Source organism: Stakelama pacifica (genome assembly GCF_004361835.1).
GTDB classification, from domain to species: Bacteria; Pseudomonadota; Alphaproteobacteria; order Sphingomonadales; family Sphingomonadaceae; genus Sphingomonas; species Sphingomonas pacifica.
This window is the reverse complement of sequence record NZ_SNWD01000014.1, coordinates 73,060-97,794: the sequence shown is the minus strand read 5'-3', so window position 1 is coordinate 97,794 and position 24,735 is coordinate 73,060. Positions and strand designations below refer to the sequence as shown.

The window sequence follows — 24,735 nt, the reverse complement described above, 5'->3', positions numbered from 1 at the left end:
ATGAAATCCCTTATCGCACTTGCCGCCACCGGCCTTTTGCTCACTGCTTGCAGCAGCGAACCTGCCGCGCCCGAAAATACGCAGCAGCAACAGACCATCGCTCCCGAAAACAATGTCGCGATGAAGGTCGCCGCGATGTCGGAACAGGAGCGTAATGTCGTGATGATCCGCGCCATCCGCGACGCCGGGTCCGACTGTCAGGGCGTGGTCAAATCCGAAGCCTATCCCGATGCCGGGCCGAATGTCTGGCGCGCACAGTGCCAGAGCGGCGAATGGCATATGGTCCAGATCCAGCCCGACGGCACCGCCAATGTGACGAGCCGCCGCGACTGATACCGAACTGCAATAATCCGGACTCACTACCGGAATCGTCATCGCGAGAAGCGCAGCGATGCGGCGATGTGCACGCCGCTGCGGCATTGCCGCGCCCCTGTTGGGGCTCGCAATTGTCGCTGCGCTTTTCGCAAACGCGGTTCTGGTTTGTAGGGTAGCAGACGGTATCGGCCCCGGCCTACGCCGGGGCGACGATTGTGGTGCGGTTTGGGTTAGCCTCGGGCAGACGCTTGCGGCCCCGGCCCGCTCGGGGGCGGCAATTGCGGAAATCGCTGTGCATATAAGCCGCTGACACCATGCCTCGCGCCGGCGGAGGCCGGGGCCGCAAGCGTGTGGCGCTATGGTTGCGCGGAGCGGTGGCGGCCGGTGCGGCTTGATGCGAGGCTGCGGGCAGCGTGGCGCTCTGGATTGCCTGACTTCGGTACAATCGGTCACGATCAGCGCAGATTGGTATAAGGTGCGTCGATCGGTACGCGACCGCTTGCCGGATCGCGCATCCCGGCGCTAGGGCGCTTGTATGCGCGACCCGGAATCCTCGCATGATTCGAGCCTTTCGGCACAAATCGTTGCGCGCCTTTCGGGGGCTATACGCAATCGGATGATCCCTGCAGCGCAAGATCGGACCATTGCGGTTCTTCCGCGCGGACGCCGCCAATGGGCGATCGGTTCCGCTATCGTGCTGATGATCGCCGGCATCCCGCTGACAACGGCAGTATTTGCCAATGTCGAGCGGCACGCGGCCGACCGAAACTATTCGGAGCTGACGAAGCGCGCACGCCCGCTGCTACGTTCCTTTGCGGCCGATGGAAAGGCGCGTGCGATGCTTGCGCGGGCAATGCATCGCCCCGGCCCCGCCGCGACGATCGACCGGCTGGCGGCGGTGCTTCCCGAGGAGGCGATGCTGGTGTCGGTGGTGCGTGGTGCCGATGGAGCGTTGACGCTCGTCCTTGCTACGAATGACCCTGATCGATTGCGGGGGGCATTGCGTCGCGATCCCGGTTTCGCGAAATTGCGTGATCGCGGTCAGCGACAGGGCGATGGCGTGATGCTGGTGACACTGGCGGAAACGCCGTGAAGACCGGATATCCGCTTGCTGCCGTCATGGCCGGGCTTGTTGCCGCGCTCTGTCTCGCGCCGATCGCTACCCATGCGCTTTCCCGCCGCGATCACGCGACGGCGCGACTGGCCGAGCTGCGCGACCGGGTAGCGCTTGCACAGGCGCCTCGCGCGCCGCTGGTGCGCGCGGAAAGTGCCTGGCGTGGGGCGGATGCCGGAGAGGCCGCAGCGAAGATCGAGGCGCGTATCCGCCGGTCGGCCGCCGGGCAGGGCGTGCTGGTCGAAACGAGCGAGGCGCAGCCTGCGCCAAACGGGCTTAGCCAGATCCATCTGTCGCTATCGGGGAGCGAACGCGCCGTGCTGACGCTGTCCGACGATCTTGTACGGCAAAGCCCGATGCTGCGTTTTTCCAGCTGGCGGGTGGAATCGATTGCACAGGGGCAGGTCCGGCTGGACGCGATCATGGTGGCGCCATGGCACGCCTGACCCGTTTCGAAGCCGGTGCGCTCGGCCTGTCGCTGCTGGCGGCGGTCATCTTGCCGCTCGCGATACTGTCGTTCGACTCGCCTGATCTCTCCGGCGCCGCGGCGGCAGGCGGCAAAGCGACGCCCCTGCGGCCGGATGCGGTGCCTGAACCGCTTGCGCTATATGCCCGCCCGCTCTTCGCGCCACCCCCCCTGGCCGTGGACGGCATTCCTCCCGCCGATGCTCCGGTGCTGATCGGGATTGCGGGCAGGATCGGCAGCGATGCGGTGGCGTTCGTGCGGGGCGCGAGCGGCGAGAGCCGCACCCTGCGGCCGGGCGAAGGGATGGATGGATGGCAACTGGTCTCGCTCTCCGCCGATGCCGCTTATTTCGCGCGCGGACGCGACCATGTGCGCGTCAGCGTTCCTTCGGCGCCGGGGGACGATGGGGCCGAAACCGGCTCTGATCCCGATCAGTAAATCCCGTCAATCTCGACCGTCAGGCGTGGCCCCGGCGGGTTGATCAGCAGGCTGCCTTTCTCGCCCAGCGCCTGTTCTTCCTTTCGCAACCGGGCATATTTGGCGTTGGCAAGCGCAGTCGCATCGTCACGGTCGCGCAGGATGGTGGGTTTCAGAAATACGAACAAAACCCGCTTTGTCTGCTGCTCGCTGCGCGATTTGAACAATTCGCCCACGACGGGAATATCGCCGAGCAGCGGCACGCGCTGCTCGCTATGCTGGCGATCGTCGGAAATCAGCCCGCCCAGCACGATCGTCTGGCTATTATCGGCAAGCACCGTGGTCGTGATCTGCCGCCGGTTGGTAATGATGTCCGAAGCTGTGGTGAGCTGGGTCGGCGAGATCGAGGACACTTCCTGGCTGACGTCGAGCCGCACCACTTCGCCCGCATTGATCCGCGGAATGACTTTCAGCGTGATGCCGACATCCTTGCGCTCGATCGTCGTATAGGGCGTGGCCGAGGCGCTGTTGGTCAGGATCGAGCCGGTGACGAAGGGGACGTTCTGACCCACCACGATCTGCGCCGCTTCATTGTCGAGCACCGTCACCTGCGGCGTCGAAAGCAGATTGGCGTTGGTCGAGGTGCCGAGCGCATTGACCAGCACCGAAAAATCGTCGCCGATCGCGACATTGGCGGTAAGCCCGGTGCTGAGCGCGCCTCCGGCAGTGACGCCCAGCGTTTTGAGGATATTGCCGAGCGAAAATCCGGCGGTGTCGAACGACGTCCCGCCGCCTTCGACATTGGTCAGCGCGCCCGCGGTCAGGCCGAGCTGAACGCCCAGCTTCTCCGCCTCGTCCCCGGTTATCTCAGCAATCGCCGCCTCGATATGCACCTGCGGCCGGCGGACATCGAGGTCGCGGATCAGCGGTTCGATCGAAGCGACAGCCTTGGGCGTGCCGCGCACCACCACTGCATTCAGTTCGGGCGCGGGCTGTACCGTCATATCGGGAGTCGAAAAGCCTTGCGGGGCGGGGGTATTGCCGCTCGCGCTGCTCGTTCGGGAGATGCTCGTCGAGCCTTGCGACAAGCTGCCGCTTCCCGACGAGCCGCTGGTCAGCGCCGCCATCGCGTCGGTCGTGCTGGAAAGCGAACCTGAATCGCTCATCGGGATAGCGGTGTTGAAGCGCGAACCCGACAGGCTGCGCGCGACCGGATTGGTCGCCGTTTCCTCGCCGCCCAGCACGCCGCGAAGCACTTCGGTAACCGATTCGGCATCGGCATAGTTCAGCCGGAACATGCGCGTGACCGGGGTGGCGCCGCCGGGCTTGTCCATGCTCGCCACCATGCGCCGGGCATCGGCGACGGCGGCGGGGGTGCCGCGCACGATGACGCTGTTGCTGCGTGCATCGCCCGCGACCTTCGCGCCGTTTTCATCCATTACGCCCTGAAGCGCGGTCGCGACCTGCAGCGCGTTGCCGTTTTCGAGCGGGATGACCGCGAAGCTCGACCCGCCGCCGCCGTCGAGCGAGCGGACCAGCGCTTCGATTCGACGGACATTGTCCGAATAATCGGTGACGACGATGGCATTGGGACTTTTGAGCGGCTCCACGCTGCCGAAGGTCGCGACCAGCGGGCGCGCAATCCGCGCCGCATCGTCCGAAGGCACGTTCGACAGCCGGATCATGCGGGTGACCAGTTCCTGCCCGCCCGCACCCTGACGCGGCACTCCGCCGTCGCGTACCGCCGCTGCCTGCGGGACGATCCGCCATGCGCGTCCCGACCGGACGGCGGCAAAGCCGTTGGCGCGCAGCACCGACTGGAACAATTCCCACACGCCCGAAGGTGACAGCGGTTCGGCGGAAGTGACCGTCACCATGCCCTTTACCGAGGGATCGAGGATCAGCGTGCGGCCGGTAAGGCGCGAAATCTGTTCGGCGACCTGCGCGATATCGACCCCGCGCATATTGACGACGATATCGGCGGGCGCGCTCTGCCCGATGGCTGTCGCGGGGATCATCCCGCACAAGGCGAGGGCGGCGGGAAATTGGCGGATGGATTTCAACACGATACAGCCTTTAACGGGTCGGAACGGTGACGGTAATCGTCCTGCCGTTCCGTAATATCTGGACCTGGGCATTGCCGCTTGCTGCAGCGGCGGCGAGCGCGGACTGGGCAGAGGCGGGGTCGGAAACGCTCTGCCCGTTGACGGAGGTGATGACGTCGCCGCTGTTGAGCCCCGGCGGCGCATTGTCGCCGATGCGATAGCCCTGCGAAGTCGGTTGCGCGTCGAAGCGGGACAGAAGGTCGGCGGGATCCGGCTGCGGCGCTGATGTGACCGGAGAGGCGGAGGCAGGCGCGCCGGTATCGGTCGCAGGTGCGCCGCCGGGATCGGGAAAAGCGAGATATTCCATCCGCCCGCCATTGTTCAGGATTACCCGATCGCGGCGGATCGCCGCAATCGTCGCGTTGCCCAATGTATCGCCGACCGCATAGTTTTTCGGCTCAGCATCGCCCAGCTTGATGAAGGCGGTGGACTGAGCGGTGGGGATCGTGAAGATCACGCCTTTCAGCTCGGCGGCGATGGTCGTCGGTTCGCTGGCTTCGGTAACAGTCGCTTTTCCGAAGGGAGAAAGTGCGATCGCCGGCCCCCCGTCGTTCGACGCGCGCACCGGCTTTCCGGCTGTCGGCACGGTGATCGCACCGGTTCCCGCATGTCCCGCGAGCCGCCAGGTCAGCCCTGCCAGCGCGAAGGCCACCGATATGATCATTGCCACGGCGACAAGATCGATTGCAGTTCGCGTCTGGCGCGGCGAAAGGCGGAGGGCAGCGATCATCGGGTCGCACCGATATCAAGAAAACCGTCGAGCGTCGCCAGCGGCGCCTTTCCCGCCAGCCCCACCGAAATTGCGACGCGCGCGATATCGGGGTCGGACGTCGGCACCTGCTCGGTCGAAACCTGCCATTGCCGGTTGAGCATCTCGACGCTGCTCCGCGTGGCTTCGGGGGCACCGGTCTGAAGCTCGGCAAGGCGGTTCTGCGCGATCAGCATCGCGGTGGTACGATTTTGTACCCCGAGCGTCGAATCGATATGGCTTTCGACCGCACCCATCAGGCCGACCGTGGCAATGGCGAGCACCGCCAGCGCGACGAGCGCCTCGATCAGCGAAAATCCTGCCTCCTGCCGGGTCATGCGGCGGGCACCGATGTGGTGGTCGTGGTCAGGCCGTCATAGCGCACCAGCCAGCGTTCGTCGCCAGCCAGAATCGTTGCGGAGATCGGCTCGCCCGATCCGTCGACACCCAGGATGATCGGCGGACGCTTGCTGAATTTCACCAGCATTCCGCCGGGCAGCCTGTGGAATGCCAACGCATCATCGGTGCGCGGCACCCATTTGCCGCCCTCCAGCGTGGCGAAGCCATAGCCATTGTCTCGCACGGTCAGCGCGGTCAGCCGATCGCCCAGCATCGCATCGTCGGCGGCTGCCTGAAGCCGGGTGGCAAGCGCATGCGCCTCCGCCTCTGCGCTGGGCGCGCGCGTGGCGGCGCCGATGCCCAGCGACACTGCGCCTGCCGCAATCCCGATAATCGCGAGCACGATCAGCATTTCGATCAGCGTCATGCCGCGCTCATCCCGCTGGTCGGGCCGGCTGATGATGTCCCCCCCGGACATCGTCTATTCGCGCTTGCCGTCGATGTCCGCGTCGATGCCCTCGCCGCCGGGCTTTCCGTCCTTGCCCAGCGAAACGATGGTGAACCCGCCCGGACCGCCGGTTTTATAGACGTACGGATTGCCCCAGGGGTCCTGCGGCATCTCACCCAGATAGCCGTCAGGTGCCCAGTTGCGCGGAACGGGCGGCGTCGTCGGCTTTTCCACCAGCGCCTTCAGCCCCTGCTGCTCGGTCGGGTAATCGCCATTGTCGAGCCGGTACATTTTCAGCGCCGATGAAATCGTCTTGATGTCGGTCTTCGCGACCGTCACCCGCGCCTCATCGGGGCGGCTGATCACATTGGTGACGATCAGCGCGCCGACGATCGCGATGATCGCCAGAACGACGATCATTTCGACGAGCGTCAGCCCGGTTTCGCCATGTGCAATCGGACGGCGCTTGCGACAATCGCCGCGTGCTGCCACGGTGTAACAATTCTGTTTTGAAACTATGCGCATTCCCGTCCCATGCGTCCTATCCGTGAAAGCAATGTTACAATCCCAGACCCAGCCGAGGGAAGGGTGCCGCGCGACCGCGGAATATGGGCGATTTCCGACACGGGTATCAGCATAGTCGATCCGGACGGTCCGGCAACGATTCTCGTTCCCGGCGAATCGGTGCGCTTGCTTGCCGTCGATCTGCCGCTGGCCAGCCGGGCGAAACGGCGCGAGGCATTGCCCTTCGCGATCGAGGATCGGATCGCCGATTCGCCAGACCGGGTCCATCTCGCGCTGGGCGTGGAAGTCGCCCCGAAATGCTATCTGGTGGGCGTCGTCGCGCATGACCGGATGGAAGCGTGGATAGCGATCGCCGAGGCTGCCGGGCTCGGCCATGCCGCAATGGTCCCCGACATGCTGGCGCTGCCGGTTCCGGAGAAGGAGCAATGGGCGGTTGAGGTCGCGGGCGCGCGTGCGCTGGTGCGCACCGGCGACGGTGCCGGTTTCGCACTTCCCGCAGCGATGCTCGAAGGGGCGTGGCGCCGGGCGGGTGAGCCGGCAGTGATCGGCTATGGGACGCCGCTGCCCGAAACCATGGGCGCGGCGCGAGCGCCCGGCGATATCGCGCGCGAGCTCGCCCGGCCGGCGCTGGACCTCAGGCAGGGCATCTATGCGCGACGTGGCGGCAGGTCCACGAGCGGGGCGGGGCGGCGGCTCGGCTGGATTCTCGGCATCGGCCTTGCAGCGCATGCGACGATCGCCGCCGCCGATACGATGATGCTTCGCACGATCGCTGACCGGCGCGAGGCGGAAGTGCGCACGCTGGCCGCGCAAATGGCACCGGGGGCTGCGCTGGACGGCGATCCGCGCGACAGCGTGCCCGGAATGCTCCCGGCACCCGCGGGCAATGATCGGTTTCTGCCGCTGCTCGACCGTATTTCGACCGCGCTCGGCCCGGTCGCGCCTGCGATCGCGATGCATTCGATTGCCTATCGCGCGAATGCCATGACGCTCGATATGGGAACGCTGGAACCCGATGCGGTGCCGCGAATCCGCGCCGCGCTGGCCGACGCCGCGATCGATGCGTCGGTCACCAACGCACCCGACGGGTCAATACGTGTGGAAGCGAAGCTGCCATGAGCCGCATACGAATCATCGAACGCAGCGGAATAGAAGCAGCGCTGGCGCGGCTGGACGGCTGGTGGAGCGCGCGCAGCGCGCGCGAGCGGGTGATGGTCGGGACGCTGGGCGTCCTGATGGCAGCGCTGATCCTGATTTTCGGCGTGGTAAAGCCGCTGCAATCGGCGCGCACCGAGGCGCGAAACGATATCCGCGCTTATGAAACGCTGCTCGCCCGGATGCGCGCTGCCGGAACGCTGGTCGTCAATGCACCGCAGCAGCCCGAAGGCACGCCGGACCAGATCGTCGCGCAGGCGGCGGCGGGCGCAGGGATCGCGGTGACCGTGACCGGGGCCGGCGAAGCCCCCATCGCAAAGGCAGAGGGCGTTCCTTATGACGGGCTGGTCCGCTGGCTTGCCGATGCGACGCGCGCCGGGCTGAGCGTCCGCGATGCGCGCATCGTGAAGGCGAATGCCCCGGGCCGGGTGGATGCGGTGGTGGAGTTCGCGCGATGACCGAGACGATCACCATCATCGATACGGCCGTGCCGGCGACATTGCCTTATGGCTTCGCCCGGCGAAACGGGGTGCTGCTTCGCCCCGCCGATACGCCCGGCATGAGCGAATGCCTGTTCCGCCCCGATGCGCCGCTCGATGCGCTGATCGAGGTGCAGCGGATCGCGCCCCACGCGCCGCAGCGCGAGGTCGAGCCGACCGCTTTCGACGAGGCGCTTGCCGCTGCCTATGCCGACCGGGCGGGCATGGCCGCCGATTTCGATATGGACGCAACCGATCTCGCCGCGCTCGCCGACAGCGCGGCGCAGGTCGACGATCTGCTCGACAGCCGCGACGATTCGCCGGTCATTCGCCTGATCAACGCGCTGCTGATGGAGGCGATCAAGGAGGGCGCGTCGGACGTGCATGTCGAGACGCAGGAAAAGCGGCTGATCGTGCGCTTCCGCGTCGACGGCGTGCTGCGCGACGTGCTGGAGCCGCAACGCGCGCTCGCCCCGCTGCTCGTCAGCCGGATCAAGGTGATGGCGAAGCTCGACATCGCCGAAAAGCGGATTCCGCAGGATGGCCGCGTGACGCTGCGCATCGGCGGGCACGATGTCGATGCGCGCGTTTCGACGATCCCCACGCAGCATGGCGAGCGGGTGGTGCTTCGCCTGCTCGAACGCGGCGGGATGACGCTCGATATGGCAGCGCTGGGCATGAGCGAGCGCGATCGCGAGACCTTTGCCCGGCTGCTCGACCGCCCGCATGGGATGCTGCTCGTCACCGGGCCGACGGGATCGGGCAAGACCACCACGCTCTACACCGCGCTCACCCGGCTGAACGACCGCAAGCGCAATGTCATGACGGTCGAGGACCCGATCGAATATGAACTTGCCGGGATCGCCCAGACTCAGGTCAATCCCAAGACCGATATGACGTTCGCGCGCGGGCTTCGCGCGATCCTGCGTCAGGACCCGGACGTCATCATGGTCGGCGAAATCCGCGATCAGGAAACCGCAGAGGTCGCGGTCCGCTCCTCGATGACCGGCCATTTCGTGCTTTCGACGCTGCATACCAACAGTGCGGTGGGTTCGATCACCCGCCTGATCGATATGGGCGTAGAGCGCTATCTGCTTGCCCCCATGGTGGTCGGGCTGGTCGCGCAGCGGCTGGTGCGCAAATTATGCCCCGAATGCCGCGTGGAGGATGTCGCGAGCGAAGCCGATTCGGTGCTGCTGGGACGCGCCCTTGCCGTGGGGGAACGGATCTGGCGTGCTGCCGGGTGCGATGCCTGCCACAGCGAGGGCTATCGCGGGCGTGCCGGCCTGTACGAGGTCGTCGCGGTCGATGATCGGTTACAGGGCATGATCCATGACGGCGCGTCCGAGGCCGATCTGGAGCGCGAGGCGCGGAAGGCTAATCCCAGCCTGCTCGCCGATGGCGTCGCCAAAGTGCGGGCAGGGCTGACCAGCGTCGACGAGGTTGCCCGCGTAACCCGGGACGAGGGCTGATGCGCGCGCCACCAGAGGGAACGAAAATGTGGCGCGCGCCGCTCAGACCCGGGAAATCAGCACTTCAGAAACGTCTTGGTAAAGATCACCGTACCATTGAACGATACAGTCAGTTTGACGCCGTGTGGAATGCCCCAGGTCGTGCACAGGCTGATACAGGCCTGAAGCGAGGCGCCGTCGGGAATCCACGACGGGACCGGCAGACAATATTTGCCGACCAGCGGGATATCGAGGCAAATCTGATGATTTTGAACCGAAACCGTGATGCAGCCGCCGCTGACCGAAAATTCGCCGCTGGCATGCATGTCGATTGCAGAAAGATCAGCGGCGGAACCCGGCGCCTGCAATTTGAACGTTTCGTTATGCCGTCTTGCAGCGTCAAGCGCGGCATCGATCTTATCCTGATCAAATTGTGCATAATCGGCCATGACATAGTCTCCTGTTGTCTTCCCACTGGATTGGGAAGTACGAAGACGTTGCCTAAAGTATTGTTTAAAGGTAGAAATTCCGCTCCATTATGGTTGACGCAAATATGTCATGCTGCATCACTGGCCGTTTATCGCGGCGCTTTGCTTCCGGATTGGTTCAGATTTTCTGACGGTGTTACCGGTTATCCGGAAGGGGGCAGCTAGATGCCTGCTTTTGCTTATAAAGCAGCCGACCGGAACGGGGCGAATCGCAAGGGCGTGATCGAGGCGGCGTCGCCCGCCGCCGCCCGGGCGATGCTGCGTGATCAGGCGCTGCTGCCGCTATCGGTGGTGCCTGCGACGGAGCGAGCGGCCGGGGGCGGGGCGATCCGGATGCCGCTCTTTCGCCGCGGGCGGATTTCGGCGCGGCAACTCGCGACCGTGACGCGGCAGATCGCCACGCTGGTCGGTTCGGAAATTCCCATCGAGGAATCGCTCCGCCTCGTCGCCACGCAGTCCGAAGTGCCTGCGGTCACTGCGCTGATTACCGAAGTACGCGGCGCGATTCTGGACGGGCGCAGCTTTGCCAGCGCGCTCGCCCAGCATCCCAAAGCCTTTCCCGAATTTTACCGCGCATCGGTCGCGGCGGGCGAGCAATCGGGGCGATTGCCCTTCGTGCTCAACCATCTCGCCAATTTCGTCGAGACGCGGCAGGGAAACAGCCAGAAGCTGACGCTGGCGCTGCTCTATCCCGGCCTGCTTGCCGTAGTGTCGTTCGGCATGATGGTGCTGCTGATGGTCTATGTCGTGCCCGATATCGTGAAGGTGTTCGTCAGCCGTGGGGCCGACCTGCCGTTCCTGACCAAGGCACTGATCGCGATCAGCGCGTTCATCCGCGATTTCGGGCTCTACGCAGCGCTGGCGGGGCTGGCGGCGTTTCTGATCTTCAATCGCTGGGCGGCGCGACCTGGCAATCGCCTGCGCATCCATCGCGGGTTCAGCCAGTCGCGGCTGACCCGCCGTTTTTCAAAGCAGTTCAACGCAGCGCGCTTTGCAGGCAGTCTTGCCACGCTCGTCGAAAGTTCGGTGCCGCTGGTCGAGGCGCTGCACGCAGCGGCAGCGGTCACGCCGAACCTCTATGTCCGCAACAAGGCGCTGCACGTCGCCGCACGCGTGCGCGAGGGGCTGACGCTGCGCGCGGCGATGCAGGAGGCGGGAGTATTCCCCTCGATGCTGGTTGCGATCGTTGCTGCGGGCGAGACGTCGGGGCGGCTCGGCCCCGCGCTGGGTCGCGCGTCGAACGAGCTGGAGCGCGAGCTCGATGCGCTGGTCGCGGCGCTGGTCGCGCTCGCCGAGCCGCTGGTGCTGCTGGTGATGGGCGGGCTGGTGCTGATGATGGTGCTGGCGATCCTGCTGCCGATCATCAACCTTAACAATCTGGTGGCGGCGTGAGCGGCAAAGCCCCCTATCGCTCCGATGAGAGTACGGCCCTTCGACAGGCTCGGGGCAAGCGGAGGGACACGAATGCTCGGGGCGAGCGCGAGTATATGTCCGCTACCATAAACCCACCGTTGGCGCTGAGCCTGTCGAAGCGCCGTCCTTCCTGCCGCCGGTTACAGGCCGGCTTCGATCGTGCTCCCACCCGGCACCCCGGCAAAGGGAAGCGCCGCGGCACCGGCCTGCGTCATGGTGATCGAAAGCGCGCCATCCTCCTTCAGCGTCGCGCGAACCAGCTCGCGCCGGCGCTGCGCCATCGGGGTCAGGCGAATGCGCGTTTCCTGACCCAGGGGTTCTGCGGTCAGAACCAGCGGCGCGACCGGAGTGGCGATGCCGTTGGCGCCAACGCAGCTTCCGGTATCGGTCGCGAGCTGTCCCTCCATCTCCGAATCGCCGCCGCCGATCGCGATACGCGGCATTTCGACATGCATCTGCATGGCGCAGTCGAAGGGGAGCGGCTGGATCGCCTTGATCAGGCTGGCATCGGCAGACCCGCTGACATGGTCAAGCACGGTGCGGCCCGGCCGGAACAGCGCCCGCCCGCCGATATCGGTATCGGCGCCGTTCGCATGCCAGTCGATCGCGAAGCCGAGGCTGGTGAGCGAACGGAGCGGCGCGAACTGCCAGCTGAGCACGCTGCCCCCGGCAAGCCCCGCTTCGCCGTTCCAGATCGTGCCCGAAATTCCGGTCCGCCAGTCGCGATTGCGGATCAGCACGCTTGCGGGCATGGTCGCGACCATCGCGATCAGATAGGCAAGCACGCCGACACTCACAAAGACGATCACCCGGCGGCGTGCCGCTTGCCGGTCGTAATCGGGAAGCAGAGATGAATCGACGCCGGTTTCTGACCCAAATCCGCTCCGGTCTGGTGCTGTCCGCGACGGCATGGGCCGCATCCCCCCTGATTGCGGAAGCTCGCGACAAGGACGAGCGACCGGTGGCATTGCTGGTTCCGCTCACGGGACCGCGAGCGGGGCTGGGCCTTACCATGCAACGCGCTGCCATGCTTGCGCAAAATGATATCGCGCCGATGGTTCTCGACACCGGCGGTACGCCGCGCGGGGCCGCATCGGCGGCGCAGGAAGCGGTGAAGCGCAAAGCGGCGCTGATCCTCGGCCCCTTATTGTCGGGCGATGTCGCTGCGGTCGCCCGCGTCGCGGGCGACGTGCCGGTGATTTCCTTCACCAACGATCCGGAGGCCCGCGCCTCGGGTGCCTATGTCTTCGGCATTACGCCGGGGCAGGTGACCTCGGCGATCCTGACCTATGCCCGCTCGCGCGGCGTGCGGTCGGTTGCGGTGATCTCGGACGGTTCGCCCTGGGCGAAGGCGTCGGCTGCCGCCGCGCTTGCCATGCAGGGCCAGTTGGCCATGGAGGCACGCGTGCTGGAGGTGGTGCCGGGCGGGCCGCTCCCCATGGCGGGCGATGCGCCGGACGGTGTGCTGGTGCCGGGCACGAGCGACACCGCGCTCGCTGTCGCGCGCAACCTGAAAGATACCGGCATTCAACTGCTCGGCACGCTGGAGGCGCTCGACCATCGGCCGCAGGCGATGGAGGTGCTCGACGGCGCATGGATCGCCAGCCTCGACCCCGATGCGTTCGGCAGCTTCGCGCGAAGCTATCAGGCGCGCAACGGCGGCGATCCCGGTGCGATCGCTGCGCTTGCTTACGATGCCGCCGGGTTCGCCAGCCAGTTGCGCGCCGACGATATGCTGAGCCGGGCGGGCGTGCTTCGCGACGAAGGCTATGCCGGCGCGACGGGGCGGGTGCGTTTCCGCACCGACGGATCGGTCTCGCGCGAATTCGCGATCCTGCTCGCCGGGCCGGGCGGCTATCGCAAGGTGGCGGCCAGCCGGGGGGCATGACCATGGCGTCGCGCCGCTCAGAACAGGGTTTCACCCTGATCGAGGTGATGGTCAGCCTTGGCCTGTTCGCGCTGATCGCGGCGGCGGGGCTGGGCCTGGTCGACGGCGTGATGGGTGTGCAGGGAAAGACTGAGGCGCGGCTCGACCGCACCGCCGCGGTTCAGCGTGCGATGTTCGTCGTCGCCAGCGATTTCGATCAGGTGACGACCGGCCCGGTGACCGGCGGCGGCGATATCATATCGCTGACCCGCATCGCGCCGGGGCTGGGCGGCCCGCCGGTGCCGGTGCAATATGCGATACGTGGCGGCACGCTGATCCGCATTGCGGGAGGCCAGCCGCAGCTTGCGCTGTCCGGGGTGTCTTCGGGGAATTGGACGTTCCTGAAACAGGGCGTCTGGCTGGCACGCTGGCCGGTCGATCCCGAAAAGCCCGATGCGCGACCCGATGCCGTGGCGCTGACACTTTCGACCGGCGATGGCGTGTTGCGACGCGTGGTGGCTTTGCCGGCCGGCATATCGCAACCCGAAACGGCTGAGGCACCCGAATGAGCCGGGCAGTGCGCGACGAAGAAACGGGAATGATTCTCGTCAATGTGCTGCTGTTCGTCGCGATTGCATCGGGGCTGGTGCTGTTGATGATCAATCGCGAGGAACTGGCGCTCGATCAGTCGCTGCGCTCGACCGACGCAGCGCGCGCGCTTGCCGTTGCGCGCGGCGGCGAGACATCGGCGATTGTCGCGCTCCGCCGCGATCTGGTGACGTCGCCGACCATCGACCATCAGGGGGAGGATTGGGCGAAGCTTCAGGAGCGCGGCGCGAAGATTGACGGCGGCAGTTTCGACCTCGCCATTGCCGATGCGCAGGGCCGGTTCAACATCAACAATGTCCGTGAATTCGACGCCTCCGACCTGATGCTGTTCCGCAAGATCGCCCTTGCTGCCGGGTTTACCGAAGATCAGGCGATGGCCGCTGCCGGACTGGTTCGCGAATATGGGCCGGTATCGGACCTGCGCCCGCTGCGCCTCGCCGGGATCGATCCGAAGGTGCTCGACCGGCTTGACACCATGGTCACCGCGCTGCCGGGCAAGCGCACGATCAATCTGAACAGCGCCTCCCCCGAACTGCTCGGCCTGTTGTTCGGTGATCAGGAGACGCTGGACCGGCTGCTCGCGACCAGGCGGCAGCGCGGCTATCTTACCCGGGCTGATTTCACCGATGCGGGCCTCTCGCTGCAGCCCGGGACGAGCTTCAATTCGGATATATTCTGGGTGCATAGCGGCGTCACGCTGGGTGAAACGCGGCAGGAGGAGGCTGCCCTGATCGTGCGCGGCATCGACAGTCAGGGCGTGCCGCACGCTGCAGCGGTCGAACGCTGGCGCAACTCAGCGATTCCGCCGGAAGCCCCCGCCTTCGCGCCGACTTCGCGATAGATCGCCAAAGCCGGTTCAGCTTTTGCGGCAGACGCCGTAGAAGGGCGGGCATGAGCGAAAACATGACCTATGGCCGCTATCTCGCGCTCGACGCGATACTGGGCGCGCAGCATCCGATTTCGGACAAGCACGATGAATTGCTGTTCGTCATCATCCATCAGACCAAAGAGCTCTGGCTGAAACAGACGATCGCTGAGATCGGTCTCGCCAAACGGCTGATCGGCGACGATCAGCTGGTCGAGGCGTATAAGGCATTGTCGCGCGTATCGCGGATACAGGCAGTGATGACCTTGTCCTGGGACGTGCTCGCGACGATGACGCCCAGCGACTATACCAGCTTTCGCGATGTGCTCGGCACCAGTTCGGGATTTCAGTCAGACCAGTTCCGCACCGTGGAGGTGATGCTGGGCGTGCGCGACGGCCCGCGCTATGGCGAGATGACCGAGGCAGCAGCGGCGCAGCCCAGCCTGTGGGACGATGCCAATGCCGCGCTCGCCCGCGCCGGGTTCGAGGTGCCGCAAAGCGCGCTGAACCGTGACTGGCAGGCGCCGTATGAAGCCGATCCGGCCGTTACCGCCGCGTGGCTTCAGGTCTATCGCGATACCGATCGCCACTGGAGCCTGTACCAGCTCGCCGAAAAGCTGATGGATATCGACGATGCGCTTGCGACCTGGCGGCACAAACATGTGATGACGGTGTCGCGGATCATCGGCGGCAAACGGGGTACGGGCGGCACTGCGGGCGTGCCTTATCTTGAATCCACCTTGTCGAAGCGCGCCTTTCCCGAACTCTGGCAGTTGCGGACCATGTTGTGACCCAAAGCTATAAGCATCTTTTCGCCCGGTCGCTTGCCGCCGCCCCGGAGCGGCTGCATTTCGCGGCGCACAGCCATCACTTGTGGCCCGATGCGAGCTATGTCGGGCAGCTTGCTGCATGGCAGGATGCCGCGCGGCTCGCCGATCGCAAATGGGGGCGGGTGATGGATGAAATCTGGCCGCTGGCGCAACGCTATGTCGCCGAAGAGATCGGCGCGCCCGATCCGTCGACGGTGGTTTTCGCGGGCAATACGCATGATTTTCTGATCCGCATCGCCTCGGCAATCGGACATCGTCCGCTGCGCATCCTCACCAGCCAGGGCGAGTTTCACAGCTTCCGCCGTCAGGCCGATCGCTGGGAAGAAGCGGGCGAGGCGGTGATCGAGCGGCTGCCGGTCGGCGCGGGCCTTGCAGACCGGCTGGTCGAGGCAGCGGGCAAGGCCCATTACGACCTGATCTTCGTCAGCCAGACCATGTTCGGTACCGGCAAGGTGATTAATGGGCTGGACCGGGTGGCGGCGCTTTCCCGGCCCGAAGGACCATGGGTGATGATCGACGGCTATCACGGCTTCATGGCAGTCGAGACCGATATTTCGGCCTATGCGGATCGCGCATTCTATCTGTCGGGCGGGTATAAATATGCGATGTCGGGGGAGGGCGTCGGCCTGATGCACGCACCGCACGGCTTTGCGGAGCGGCCCGTGCTGACCGGCTGGTATGCCGAGTTCGAGGATCTTGCCGCGCCGCCGGGACATATCGGCTATGCACCCGATGCGCGCCGCTTTCTCGGCTCCACCTTCGATCCCTCCGGCCTGTATCGGTTCGTTGCGGTGCGCGAGATGCTGCGCGATGAAGGGCTGACAACCGCATCGATCAGCGCGCATGTCGACAGCCTGAAAGCAGAATTGCTCGACAGGATCGATGGAACGCCGCTCGCCGGGGCGGAACTGCTGCACGCAGCGGGGCCGGGGCAGGCGCGATTCCTGGCCTTTCGTTCGGCGTCCGCGCAATCCTGGCAAAAGGCGCTGCTGGAACAGGAGGTGATTACCGATGCGCGCGGCGATGTGCTGCGCATCGGGTTCGGCCTGTATCACGATGCACGGGACGTGGCGAAATTACATGCCGCGCTGACAGCGATTTGATGCCTCATTCACCTTTTATCATTGAAATTCGGGCATGGTCCCTTTCGCATCGGGACGCTTGGCGTCGGACAGGTAGGGAAGGGCATGCACCAGAAGCATATTGCGTTGATTTCGCCGAATCCGCCGAAGTTGAGCCTTTTGGGTGATGAACTGCACGCGCTCGAGCGATCAGGGCAGTTCAGCAATGGCGGACCGCAGGTGACGGCGTTTGAGCGCGACGCGCTGAAGCAGCTGTTTCAGGGCGAGGGCGACTGCCATGCTGTCGCCAATGCGACGCTCGGCCTGATGCTTGCCATTCGCGAGGCGGTCGGACGTGACTGGCGCGGCGAACGCTATGCGATGATGCCTGCCTTCACCTTTGCGGCGACGGCGCACGCCGCGCAATGGGCAGGGCTGACCCCGCTCTTCGTCGACAGCGATCCCGATGACTGGGCGGCGTGCGCTGCGGCGGAGCAGGCGGCGCTGGAGCGCTATGGCGACCGGATCGCCGCTGTCATTCCCTATGCGACGTTCGGCACCTGTATCGATCTCGATCGCTATCGTGTCATGGCCGATCGCCATGGTATCGCAGTGGTGATCGATGCCGCAGCATCGCTGGGTGCGATCGATGAGCGCGGGCGCGGGTTCGGCGCCGGCTATCCCTTCACCACCGTATTTTCGATGCACGCCACCAAACCCTTTGCCACTGCCGAGGGCGGGCTGGTTTATTCGGCCGATACACGGCGTATCGCCGCAATTCGCGAAATGGGAAATTTCGGTTTCGGTGCGCCGCGCCTGGCCACCCGCCCCGGCATCAACGCGAAATTGCCTGAAGTGCTCGGCCTGCTCGCCCGCGCCAAGCTGTCGCAGATCAATGCCGCCGCCGATCATCGCACCCGATTGCTGAGCGCCTATTCCGAAGCACTTCGCGGATTTTCGGTTCAGCGCCTGTCGGGCAGGCGTCCGCTGGCGCAGTTTCAGTCGCTACTGCTGCCGCGCAACCTTGCGCCGCAGCGCGATCGCGTCATCGCGCTTCTGGGCGAAGCGGGGATCGGAGCGGGCAGCTATTTCACGCCGCATCTCGGCAAACACCCGCATTTTGCCGCGACTGCGCTCTGTGAAGCGGTGCCGGTGGCGGAGGATATCGCGACCCGGGTGCTCAGCCTGCCTTTGCATGACGCAATGGAAGTTTCGGACGTGCCGCGCATCGCCGACGCCATGTTCGATGCGCTTGCCCGCGTCGAAAGCAGAGCCGGGCGTCCGGGCGCGGGAACGGGTCCGGATCGGACCGGGACGGCGATCATCGGCGGCGGTCCGGGCGGCATGGCGGTGATGATCGCCGCTGCGCGCGAAGGGCGGATCGAGCAACTGGCCGAGCGCGGCCTCACGATTATCGACCGGTCCGCCACGCTGGGTGACGGGCGGCTCGGTGAGTATGCGATCACTTCGGACAGCACGGCCGAGACCTTTCTCACGGCCATTGCCGAAAGCCCCTATCCCGAGATTGCGGCGCTTGCCGACGCGCCGGGGTCGCGGATCATTCAGGGTTATAAGGGCGCGCTGGGCGTGCCGCTGGCGCTCACGCCGCCCTTTCTCCGCGAACTTGCCGAGCGCATTACCGGCATCGCCGAACGCGCGGGCGCGCGCATCCTGCGCGGGGTTGATGCGGAACATGCCCGGCGTCTGGGTGGCGGCGGATGGTCAGTGGCGCTTCGCCTGCCCGATGGCGAACGTCGCGAACTGGTTGCGGACAATCTGCTGATCGCGACTGGTGGACGCCAATGTATCGATACCAGCCGCGCGGAAAAAATCGTCGGCCAGACGCTGGGTGCGCTCGCCGGCGAACGGCTGATATTGAGCGGTGATGTGATCCGGACCGGCGGCATGGCGGCACTCGCCCGGCGCCTCGCAGACGTGCGCGCGCCGCGCATCGCGGTAGTGGGCGGATCGACCAGCGCGCTCAGCACCGTCGCGTTGCTGCTCAAGGCGCAGCCGGCGCTCCCGCTGGGTGCTGATGCGATCCGCCTTATTCACCGGCGGCCTTTGCGTCCCTTCTTCCCCTCTGTGGAGGCAGCGCATGCCGAAGGCTTCACTGACTTCACCGACGCAGACATCTGTCCGATCAGCGGCTTTGTGTATCGCCTCGCCGGGTTTCGGCTCGAAGCGCGCGAATTGCTGCTGCGGATGCTGGCGGTTGGCGGGCGCGTTCCCGATCCGCGCGTTGCGATGATCGATGCGGTGCGCGACGAAGCGGCGGCCCGCACCGCCATTAGTGACGCTGATATCGTCATTGCCGCGCTTGGGTATCGGCCCAACGGGATGGTCCTGCAGGAGGCCGACGGCACAAGGATCGCGCTTGCCGCCGATGCGCCGGGGCGGCCCCGGCTGGTCAATCAGCGCTGTCAGGTGATCGACGCGTCGGGCAATCCGTTGCCCGACGCCTACGGCATCGGACTTGCCGCCGGTTTCGTTCCCGAAGGGCGGCTGGGCGGCGAGCCGAGCTTTCAGGGGAAGGCCAACGGGCTGTGGCTCTGGCAGAACGACGTCGGATCGATGATCATCGATTCGCTGCTGGAAAAGCGCGCCCGGGCAGCGGCATGAGCGGGAGCGCGCCGACCGTCAGCGTGATTATTCCGACCTATAATTCCGCCGCGCTGATCGCCGAAACGCTCGATAGTCTGGTCGCGCAGACCTTTTCGGATTTCGAGGTGATCGTGGTCGACGATTGTTCGCCCGACCATACCGCCGCCGTGGTTCGCGCTTATGGTGATCCGCGAATTCGCTTCGTCCGCGCACCGGTCAATCGGGGGTGCGTCCATGCGCGCAACCTTGGTTTTTCGCTTGCCCGAGGGCGCTATGTTGCCGGGCTGGACCATGACGATCTGTGCATGCCCGAACGCTTTGCGCGGCAGGTCGCGTTTCTCGATGCCCATCCCGAGGTGATGCTGGTCGGGACGGGATCGCAGCTCTACGAAAACGGCACGGTTCGCCCGCATCATCGTCCGATGGGAATGACGAGCGACCTGATCGACTGGATGATGCTGACGCGCAATCCGCTCGTCTGGTCTTCGACCATGTTTCGTGCCGATGCGGTACGGCGGCTCGACCGGTTCGAACGGACCGAGCGGCATTATGTCGAGGATTTCGACCTGTATCATCGCTTGCGGCGCTTCGGGCGCATTGCGGAGCTCGCCGAGCCGCTGACACTGTACCGGATCATTCCGGGCAGCATGTCACAGCGCGGCGAGGAGCGGATGCTCCGCGCAGCGGTGCGGCTGCTTTCGGAGGAACATGCCAGGCTTCTCGGCATGGTCGACAAGCGCGATACCGAGCTGATCGTGCGCCATGTCATGGCGCGCCATCCGGTCCGCGATGCTGAATCGCTGTACCGGATGTTCGGGCTGGTCGAACGGTTGCAAGCGGCGTTTATCGCGAAGCGCGATCTGTCCGGCGACATGCTGGAAGCGGTGCGCTCGGATACCGCGCAACTATGGTGGCGGGCGTGCCGTGCGGCAATCCGCTCGGGCGCGGTCCAGCTTCATGAAATGTGGGCGATTCGCGCTCCGGCGGGGAACGGTCCTTCGCACGACCTGATCGTATCGGCGATGATCGGCCGGATGCGCGCGCGAAGACGTCCGACCGATCGAACCAATGCCGATGGTTAAAAGGGGGGCGGACGGCGGCGGTGCGAAATGTCGCGCTACGCCGCCGTCCGGCCCGGATCAGAAATCGATCCGGGCGCTGAGGCGGATGTCACGACCGGCAAGCGGGGCATAATCCTTCAGGAAGGACGCGTGCCGCCGGGCGTTCACGTTGAAGATATTGTTCGCCGACAATGCGAAGCTGAGCGGGCGCGCGTTCCCCCAGGGCCGATAATTGACCTCCGCATTGACCAGTGTGAAACCATCCGTGGGCGTTTCGAAGGAGGTCACGCGCTTCTGATCGAACGAATGTTCAACTTCACCGCGAACGTCGAATTTCTCGGTATTCACACCCAGACCACCCATCAGTCGCAGCGGCGGGATGCGCGGTGCGGCCCCGACATTGTCGATCTTCGCATGGACATAATCGGCAAGGCCGTCGGCAACGATCCGCGCTTCGCCGATTTTGGCGAGCGTCGCCGAACCCTGCACTTCGAACCCGTAATAGCGGGCATCGGCCTGACGGAACTGATAGACGGGCAGACCATCCTCGATCACGCCGGTCTGATCTTCATAAATGAAGTTCGAGAACCAGGTGTGATAGGCCGAGGCCTCGAACGTGTAACCGGGGCCGCTGCCGTGCAGGATCGCTTCTGCGCCCCAGCTCTTTTCCAGGCCGAAATTGGCATTGCCGACCTCGAACGCCTCGGTTCCGGCATGGGGGCCGTTGGCGAAGAGTTCTTCGGCTGCAGGCGCGCGTTCGGTGCGCGACAGGTTCACGCCCAAACGCCAGTTTTGCGTAAAGCCGTAGGATGCGCCGAGCGATGCTGAAAAGGCATCGAACGAGCGCCGGCCGTTGAAGAACTGATCCTGTTCCGGCATGGGCTTGCCCTCCAGCGCGGTATTTTCATACCGGGCGCCGGCGACGAATTTCAGTGCGCCGTAATCGAGCTGTTGCAGCGTGAAGATGCCGACCTGTTCGGTGCTGTTCTTGGGCAGGAAAGCCTCTTCGCCGACGACGTTGAAGTCGCGGATAAAGAACTGCCCGCCGGTCACACCGCTCCACGCACCATGTTTGGTCTGGGTAAGGTCTAAGCGACCCTCCATCCCCTTATTGTAAAAGGCGGTGCCGATCTCGCCATCTTCTTCCAGTTCGAAATGGCGATAATTGGCATAGCCGTAGCGCAGCGCGATCTTGTCGAGCACATTGCCGCCCGCATTGATCTCCACCCGCGCATCGACCCGGTTTTGCAGCAGGTCGAGACGCGGCCCTTCCTGTTCCTGCCCGGGCTCAGTCGCGAAACGGATGGGAATGCCGTACAGGCTGTCATAATGGCTGTAGGACAGACCGAAGCTGCCGCCGTCGCCGATATAAGCGATCCCTGCGCCGGCGGTCCAGGTCTTGGACTGAGAATTGGGGAGCTTGCCCTTCACATTGGCATTGGCGGCGAAATCGATCGGCTCTTCTGCATCGGGGTCTTGCGGCAATTGCGCCGAAGCCAGCGCCTGACGCCGCAATTCAGGGGTCAGCGCATAGCCGCCGATCTTCAGATCGTCGGTCTTCAGATAGCTGCCGTCTGCATGGATGACCCAGTTGCTGCCGATCGGAACGTCGATCGAGCCGGCGCCCGAGCGTTCGTTCGCCGCCGAACCATAGGTCGCCAGCGCACCGATATGCACCGGCTCATCCGGAACCGAGCGGGGAATGCGCTTGTCGATGACATTCACCACGCCGCCGATCGCCGAGGAACCGTAGAGCAACGATTGCGGGCCGCGCAGCACTTCGATGCGTTCGGCGAGCAGCGGATTGACCACTACCGCATGATCGACCGAGGTATTCGAAACGTCGATCGAACCGATGCCATCGGTCAGAATACGAACGCGCTCGCCCTGAAGGCCGCGCAGGACAGGGCGCGAGGCGCTGGGACCGAACGAGGTGGCCGACACGCCGGGGGTTTCGGCCAGCGTCTCGCCGATCGAGGGGCGCAACGCCTGGGTAAGCTTTTCGCCCTGCAGCACTGCAACGCCCGACAGCATGTCCTGCCGCGCGACCGGCAGAACGCCGGTTACGATGATATCGGTGCTCGGCGTGGCGTGGAAACGGTCCTGTCCGCTATCTGACGGCGTGCTCTGCGCAAAGGCTGCGGCAGGAGCCAGCAGCGCGGCGATCGCCGCACCGGCGCGAAGACGGGAAAATGACATGGATACCCCTTTGGTTACTGATTTGGGGCAGCGCTTATCGAGATTTCGGAGATGTGACAACATCTCATTTGCAGTTTCACATTGCGCGGCCCGGCCCGGTGCATCTAGGCAGAGTGCAGGGCTGCCGGCTTTGACGGATTGGGGAGGCGAGGGGGCATGCAGATATTGGTTACCGGCGCTGCGGGCTTTATCGGGGCGCATGTCTGTCGCCGCCTGATCGCGCGGGGGGATGAGGTTCTGGGGATCGACAATCTCAACGATTATTACCCGGTCTCGCTGAAGCACGATCGTCTGGCATGGATCGAAGCCGGAGACGGCGGCGGTCGCTTCACCTTCGCGCGATGCGACTTTGCCGACGAAGCGGCGCTCGATACGGCGGTGGCGGGCAGCGGTTTCGAACGGATCGTCCATCTGGGTGCGCAGGCGGGGGTGCGCTATTCGATCGAAAACCCGCGTGCTTATGCGCGGTCCAATCTGGTCGGCCATCTGAACCTGCTTGAACTTGCGCGCACGCACAAGGTCGCGCACCTGGTCTATGCATCGTCCTCGTCCGTTTATGGCGCCAACCGCGAAGCCCCGTTCCGGGTGGAGGACCGGGTGGACCGGCCGGTATCACTCTATGCGGCGACCAAAAGGGCGGACGAGCTGATGAGCGAAACCTATGCGCATCTCTATCGCCTTCCGCAGACCGGACTGCGTTTCTTCACCGTATATGGGCCATGGGGGCGCCCCGACATGGCGCCATGGCTGTTCACCGCAGCCATTCTGGAAGGTCGTCCGATCCGGATATTCAACGGCGGCGACATGCTGCGCGATTTTACCTATATCGACGATATCGTTTCAGGCGTCGTGGCGGCGCTCGATAATCCGCCGCCCGATGACGGCGCGAAAAAGCCGGGCGGGAGCGTGTCGCCGCACCGCCTCTACAATATCGGAAACAGCATGCCCGAAAAGCTGGAATATCTGATCAGCACCATCGAAGCGGCGGCGGGGCGCGAGGCGATCCGCGACTATCAGCCGATGCAACCCGGCGATGTGCCGATGACGAGCGCTGACATCAGCGCGATCCGGAGCGATCTCGGCTTTGAGCCGACTACCCCCATCTCGGTCGGTATTCCGCGCTTCGTCGAATGGTTTCGCGACTATCGCGCGAGCGGCAACGAAAAATAATTCGCGCGCCCGGTCGGAGAGCCTCGCGACTGACGAATCCCCGCAAACCGGTGATTTAGATCGTTCGAATATCAATCGCGCACGACATACCCGCTTGTCGAAGCAGGCGCAGCGAAGGAACCTGCGCCCCGTTCGCTCTTTATTGCACCATCATGCCGACAGCGGGACGGGCTTCGTCCCGCGCTACAGGAGGTGCAAGCGAAAATGCGGCGTCTGGGCGAAGGTTTCTGGAATCTCCGCGGTGATTTCCGGATTGCCGGGCTGATCAACATCGGTACGCAGATGTCGCTCGTCCGCCGGCCGGGCGGTCGCTTTCTGCTCATCGACAGTTGCGAGCTTCGTGAGGAGGACCGGCAGCCGTTGCATGCGCTGACCGATGGCGGGAAAGCGATTGAGGCGGTTATCAACGTCCATCCGTTTCATACGCTGCACTGCCGCTCCATCCGCGCGGTTGCGCCGCATGCCAGGCTGATCGGAACGCAGCGCCATCATGACAAACTGCCCGATCTTCCCTGGGATCCGCTTCGTACCGAAGATGCGGCATTGCAGGCGGAATTTGCCGATACGCTGGAATTTTCCATCCCCGATGGGGTGGATTTTATCAGCGACGACGAAAGCGTCCATGTCTCCTCGGTGCTCACGCGGCATCGCGAGAGCGGCGTGGTGCATGTCGATGATACGCTCAATTCGTTCGAAGCGCCGGGGCTGTTGAAGCCGCTGGTGTCGGGCAGGCTGCGCTTCCATCCGATGCTTGCCAAGGCGTTGAAACCAGAACCCGGCGCGGCCGATGCCTATGCCGAATGGGCGCGCGATCTGGCCGGGCGCTGGTCGGGCACCCCTGCTGTCTGCACGGCGCATTCCGCCATCCGCGACCTCGATGAAGGCGGGTGGCGGTCCGAAATTCTGAACGCATTGTCGCGCGTTGAGAAGACGCTCGAAAAGCATCGCGCGGCGCACGGCTGACGTGCCGCACCGCACCCCGAATATTTGCAGAAAGATGAGAGAG

At 64.9% G+C, this 24,735-nt stretch carries 25 protein-coding genes; 17 read left to right on the top strand and 8 right to left on the bottom strand.

All coding sequences use genetic code 11. The annotated features are described in order from the left end of the window. The 4 genes from EV664_RS16280 (at position 1) to EV664_RS16265 (ending at position 2,333) form a co-directional block, all read left to right on the top strand. Complete coding sequence (locus tag EV664_RS16280; RefSeq protein WP_133496771.1) at positions 1 to 333, top strand: putative periplasmic lipoprotein; 333 nt, start codon at positions 1 to 3, stop codon at positions 331 to 333. A gap of 598 nt (positions 334 to 931) precedes the next feature. Next, positions 932 to 1,408: a hypothetical protein gene (locus tag EV664_RS16275; protein ID WP_162848887.1), complete on the top strand. Its 477-nt coding sequence runs from the start codon at positions 932 to 934 to the stop codon at positions 1,406 to 1,408. Further along, on the top strand, positions 1,405 to 1,875 hold the full coding sequence (locus EV664_RS16270; RefSeq protein ID WP_133496769.1) for a hypothetical protein: 471 nt from the start codon (positions 1,405 to 1,407) through the stop codon (positions 1,873 to 1,875). The genes EV664_RS16275 and EV664_RS16270 overlap by 4 nt, the downstream gene beginning before the upstream one ends. Further along, complete coding sequence (locus EV664_RS16265; RefSeq protein WP_133496768.1) at positions 1,863 to 2,333, top strand: hypothetical protein; 471 nt, start codon at positions 1,863 to 1,865, stop codon at positions 2,331 to 2,333. The genes EV664_RS16270 and EV664_RS16265 overlap by 13 nt, the downstream gene beginning before the upstream one ends. Here the strand turns inward: EV664_RS16265 and gspD are convergent. Genes gspD through gspG form a run of 5 tightly spaced genes read right to left on the bottom strand, consistent with a single transcriptional unit; the run spans position 2,327 to position 6,477 of the window. Continuing rightward, on the bottom strand, positions 2,327 to 4,378 hold the full coding sequence (gene gspD / locus EV664_RS16260) for a type II secretion system secretin GspD (protein ID WP_229668304.1): 2,052 nt from the start codon (positions 4,376 to 4,378) through the stop codon (positions 2,327 to 2,329). The genes EV664_RS16265 and gspD overlap by 7 nt on opposite strands. Before the next feature lie 10 nt (positions 4,379 to 4,388). Beyond that, positions 4,389 to 5,147: a type II secretion system protein N gene (locus EV664_RS16255; RefSeq protein WP_229668305.1), complete on the bottom strand. Its 759-nt coding sequence runs from the start codon at positions 5,145 to 5,147 to the stop codon at positions 4,389 to 4,391. Then, positions 5,144 to 5,503 carry a type II secretion system minor pseudopilin GspI gene (gspI, locus tag EV664_RS16250; protein WP_133496767.1) on the bottom strand — a complete coding sequence of 120 codons (360 nt, stop codon included), beginning with the start codon at positions 5,501 to 5,503 and terminating at the stop codon, positions 5,144 to 5,146. The genes EV664_RS16255 and gspI overlap by 4 nt, the downstream gene beginning before the upstream one ends. Beyond that, positions 5,500 to 5,982 carry a prepilin-type N-terminal cleavage/methylation domain-containing protein gene (locus EV664_RS16245; RefSeq protein ID WP_229668306.1) on the bottom strand — a complete coding sequence of 161 codons (483 nt, stop codon included), beginning with the start codon at positions 5,980 to 5,982 and terminating at the stop codon, positions 5,500 to 5,502. The genes gspI and EV664_RS16245 overlap by 4 nt, the downstream gene beginning before the upstream one ends. A 3-nt stretch (positions 5,983 to 5,985) precedes the next feature. Next, positions 5,986 to 6,477 carry a type II secretion system major pseudopilin GspG gene (gene gspG / locus EV664_RS16240; RefSeq protein ID WP_133496766.1) on the bottom strand — a complete coding sequence of 164 codons (492 nt, stop codon included), beginning with the start codon at positions 6,475 to 6,477 and terminating at the stop codon, positions 5,986 to 5,988. A 63-nt stretch (positions 6,478 to 6,540) separates the two neighbouring features. Between gspG and gspL the strand changes: the two genes are divergently transcribed. The 3 genes from gspL to EV664_RS16225 are packed head-to-tail and all read left to right on the top strand — an operon-like array spanning position 6,541 to position 9,583. After that, on the top strand, positions 6,541 to 7,596 hold the full coding sequence (gene gspL, locus EV664_RS16235; protein WP_162848886.1) for a type II secretion system protein GspL: 1,056 nt from the start codon (positions 6,541 to 6,543) through the stop codon (positions 7,594 to 7,596). Beyond that, positions 7,593 to 8,090 carry a type II secretion system protein GspM gene (gene gspM / locus EV664_RS16230; RefSeq protein ID WP_133496764.1) on the top strand — a complete coding sequence of 166 codons (498 nt, stop codon included), beginning with the start codon at positions 7,593 to 7,595 and terminating at the stop codon, positions 8,088 to 8,090. The genes gspL and gspM overlap by 4 nt, the downstream gene beginning before the upstream one ends. Next, positions 8,087 to 9,583 carry a GspE/PulE family protein gene (locus EV664_RS16225; RefSeq protein ID WP_133496763.1) on the top strand — a complete coding sequence of 499 codons (1,497 nt, stop codon included), beginning with the start codon at positions 8,087 to 8,089 and terminating at the stop codon, positions 9,581 to 9,583. Before gspM ends, EV664_RS16225 begins: the two co-directional genes overlap by 4 nt. Positions 9,584 to 9,639: 56 nt before the next feature. Here the strand turns inward: EV664_RS16225 and EV664_RS16220 are convergent, their stop codons facing one another. Beyond that, entirely contained in the window at positions 9,640 to 10,011 is a 372-nt protein-coding gene (locus tag EV664_RS16220; RefSeq protein WP_133496762.1) for a hypothetical protein, read from the bottom strand. Positions 10,012 to 10,215: 204 nt separating this feature from the next. Here EV664_RS16220 and EV664_RS16215 point away from each other — a divergent pair, with 204 nt between their 5' ends. Continuing rightward, positions 10,216 to 11,442 carry a type II secretion system F family protein gene (locus EV664_RS16215; protein ID WP_133496761.1) on the top strand — a complete coding sequence of 409 codons (1,227 nt, stop codon included), beginning with the start codon at positions 10,216 to 10,218 and terminating at the stop codon, positions 11,440 to 11,442. A 161-nt stretch (positions 11,443 to 11,603) separates the two neighbouring features. On the opposite strand, the gene EV664_RS16210 is transcribed toward EV664_RS16215, so the two are convergent. Further along, complete coding sequence (locus EV664_RS16210; RefSeq protein ID WP_229668307.1) at positions 11,604 to 12,272, bottom strand: type II secretion system protein N; 669 nt, start codon at positions 12,270 to 12,272, stop codon at positions 11,604 to 11,606. Positions 12,273 to 12,313: 41 nt separating this feature from the next. On the opposite strand from EV664_RS16210, the gene EV664_RS16205 reads away from it, so the two are divergent. From EV664_RS16205 to EV664_RS16175, 7 genes are all read left to right on the top strand, one after another. Continuing rightward, positions 12,314 to 13,351, top strand: a complete 1,038-nt coding sequence (locus EV664_RS16205) for an ABC transporter substrate-binding protein (protein WP_133496760.1) — start codon at positions 12,314 to 12,316, stop codon at positions 13,349 to 13,351. Beyond that, a complete protein-coding gene (locus EV664_RS16200; protein WP_133496759.1) occupies positions 13,348 to 13,899 on the top strand; it encodes a prepilin-type N-terminal cleavage/methylation domain-containing protein in 552 nt (183 codons plus the stop codon). Before EV664_RS16205 ends, EV664_RS16200 begins: the two co-directional genes overlap by 4 nt. Continuing rightward, entirely contained in the window at positions 13,896 to 14,780 is an 885-nt protein-coding gene (locus tag EV664_RS16195; RefSeq protein WP_133496758.1) for a type II secretion system minor pseudopilin, read from the top strand. Before EV664_RS16200 ends, EV664_RS16195 begins: the two co-directional genes overlap by 4 nt. Positions 14,781 to 14,830: 50 nt before the next feature. Continuing rightward, positions 14,831 to 15,595 carry a tryptophan 2,3-dioxygenase gene (locus EV664_RS16190; RefSeq protein ID WP_133496757.1) on the top strand — a complete coding sequence of 255 codons (765 nt, stop codon included), beginning with the start codon at positions 14,831 to 14,833 and terminating at the stop codon, positions 15,593 to 15,595. After that, a complete protein-coding gene (locus EV664_RS16185; RefSeq protein WP_133496756.1) occupies positions 15,592 to 16,737 on the top strand; it encodes an aminotransferase class V-fold PLP-dependent enzyme in 1,146 nt (381 codons plus the stop codon). Before EV664_RS16190 ends, EV664_RS16185 begins: the two co-directional genes overlap by 4 nt. An 84-nt stretch (positions 16,738 to 16,821) precedes the next feature. Then, positions 16,822 to 19,317 carry a DegT/DnrJ/EryC1/StrS family aminotransferase gene (locus tag EV664_RS16180; protein WP_133496755.1) on the top strand — a complete coding sequence of 832 codons (2,496 nt, stop codon included), beginning with the start codon at positions 16,822 to 16,824 and terminating at the stop codon, positions 19,315 to 19,317. Continuing rightward, positions 19,314 to 20,381, top strand: coding sequence for a glycosyltransferase family 2 protein (locus EV664_RS16175; RefSeq protein ID WP_133496754.1), 1,068 nt, complete (start codon positions 19,314 to 19,316; stop codon positions 20,379 to 20,381). Before EV664_RS16180 ends, EV664_RS16175 begins: the two co-directional genes overlap by 4 nt. 57 nt (positions 20,382 to 20,438) lie before the next feature. Here EV664_RS16175 and EV664_RS16170 read toward each other — a convergent pair whose 3' ends face one another. Then, positions 20,439 to 22,559: a TonB-dependent receptor gene (locus tag EV664_RS16170; RefSeq protein WP_133496753.1), complete on the bottom strand. Its 2,121-nt coding sequence runs from the start codon at positions 22,557 to 22,559 to the stop codon at positions 20,439 to 20,441. A 156-nt stretch (positions 22,560 to 22,715) separates the two neighbouring features. Here EV664_RS16170 and EV664_RS16165 point away from each other — a divergent pair, with 156 nt between their 5' ends. Together EV664_RS16165 and EV664_RS16160 are read left to right on the top strand one after the other, a co-directional pair. Further along, positions 22,716 to 23,729 (top strand): NAD-dependent epimerase/dehydratase family protein, encoded by a 1,014-nt coding sequence (locus tag EV664_RS16165; protein ID WP_133496752.1) that lies wholly within the window; start codon positions 22,716 to 22,718, stop codon positions 23,727 to 23,729. 204 nt (positions 23,730 to 23,933) lie between these two features. Further along, positions 23,934 to 24,692 carry a hypothetical protein gene (locus EV664_RS16160; RefSeq protein ID WP_133496751.1) on the top strand — a complete coding sequence of 253 codons (759 nt, stop codon included), beginning with the start codon at positions 23,934 to 23,936 and terminating at the stop codon, positions 24,690 to 24,692. The last annotated feature ends 43 nt before the right edge of the window (positions 24,693 to 24,735 follow it).

What these genes read in the sequence shown, in the direction of transcription:
- EV664_RS16280 (WP_133496771.1), top strand. Translation starts at nt 1, where the DNA reads ATGAAATCCCTTATCGCACTTGCCGCCACCGGCCTTTTGCTCACTGCT.
- EV664_RS16275 (WP_162848887.1), top strand. Translation starts at nt 932, where the DNA reads ATGATCCCTGCAGCGCAAGATCGGACCATTGCGGTTCTTCCGCGCGGA.
- EV664_RS16265 (WP_133496768.1), top strand. Translation starts at nt 1,863, where the DNA reads ATGGCACGCCTGACCCGTTTCGAAGCCGGTGCGCTCGGCCTGTCGCTG.
- EV664_RS16255 (WP_229668305.1), bottom strand. Translation starts at nt 5,147, where the DNA reads ATGATCGCTGCCCTCCGCCTTTCGCCGCGCCAGACGCGAACTGCAATC.
- gspI (WP_133496767.1), bottom strand. Translation starts at nt 5,503, where the DNA reads ATGACCCGGCAGGAGGCAGGATTTTCGCTGATCGAGGCGCTCGTCGCG.
- EV664_RS16245 (WP_229668306.1), bottom strand. Translation starts at nt 5,982, where the DNA reads ATGTCCGGGGGGGACATCATCAGCCGGCCCGACCAGCGGGATGAGCGC.
- gspG (WP_133496766.1), bottom strand. Translation starts at nt 6,477, where the DNA reads ATGCGCATAGTTTCAAAACAGAATTGTTACACCGTGGCAGCACGCGGC.
- gspM (WP_133496764.1), top strand. Translation starts at nt 7,593, where the DNA reads ATGAGCCGCATACGAATCATCGAACGCAGCGGAATAGAAGCAGCGCTG.
- EV664_RS16225 (WP_133496763.1), top strand. Translation starts at nt 8,087, where the DNA reads ATGACCGAGACGATCACCATCATCGATACGGCCGTGCCGGCGACATTG.
- EV664_RS16220 (WP_133496762.1), bottom strand. Translation starts at nt 10,011, where the DNA reads ATGGCCGATTATGCACAATTTGATCAGGATAAGATCGATGCCGCGCTT.
- EV664_RS16215 (WP_133496761.1), top strand. Translation starts at nt 10,216, where the DNA reads ATGCCTGCTTTTGCTTATAAAGCAGCCGACCGGAACGGGGCGAATCGC.
- EV664_RS16205 (WP_133496760.1), top strand. Translation starts at nt 12,314, where the DNA reads ATGAATCGACGCCGGTTTCTGACCCAAATCCGCTCCGGTCTGGTGCTG.
- EV664_RS16200 (WP_133496759.1), top strand. Translation starts at nt 13,348, where the DNA reads ATGACCATGGCGTCGCGCCGCTCAGAACAGGGTTTCACCCTGATCGAG.
- EV664_RS16195 (WP_133496758.1), top strand. Translation starts at nt 13,896, where the DNA reads ATGAGCCGGGCAGTGCGCGACGAAGAAACGGGAATGATTCTCGTCAAT.
- EV664_RS16190 (WP_133496757.1), top strand. Translation starts at nt 14,831, where the DNA reads ATGAGCGAAAACATGACCTATGGCCGCTATCTCGCGCTCGACGCGATA.
- EV664_RS16180 (WP_133496755.1), top strand. Translation starts at nt 16,822, where the DNA reads ATGCACCAGAAGCATATTGCGTTGATTTCGCCGAATCCGCCGAAGTTG.
- EV664_RS16175 (WP_133496754.1), top strand. Translation starts at nt 19,314, where the DNA reads ATGAGCGGGAGCGCGCCGACCGTCAGCGTGATTATTCCGACCTATAAT.
- EV664_RS16170 (WP_133496753.1), bottom strand. Translation starts at nt 22,559, where the DNA reads ATGTCATTTTCCCGTCTTCGCGCCGGTGCGGCGATCGCCGCGCTGCTG.
- EV664_RS16165 (WP_133496752.1), top strand. Translation starts at nt 22,716, where the DNA reads ATGCAGATATTGGTTACCGGCGCTGCGGGCTTTATCGGGGCGCATGTC.
- EV664_RS16160 (WP_133496751.1), top strand. Translation starts at nt 23,934, where the DNA reads ATGCGGCGTCTGGGCGAAGGTTTCTGGAATCTCCGCGGTGATTTCCGG.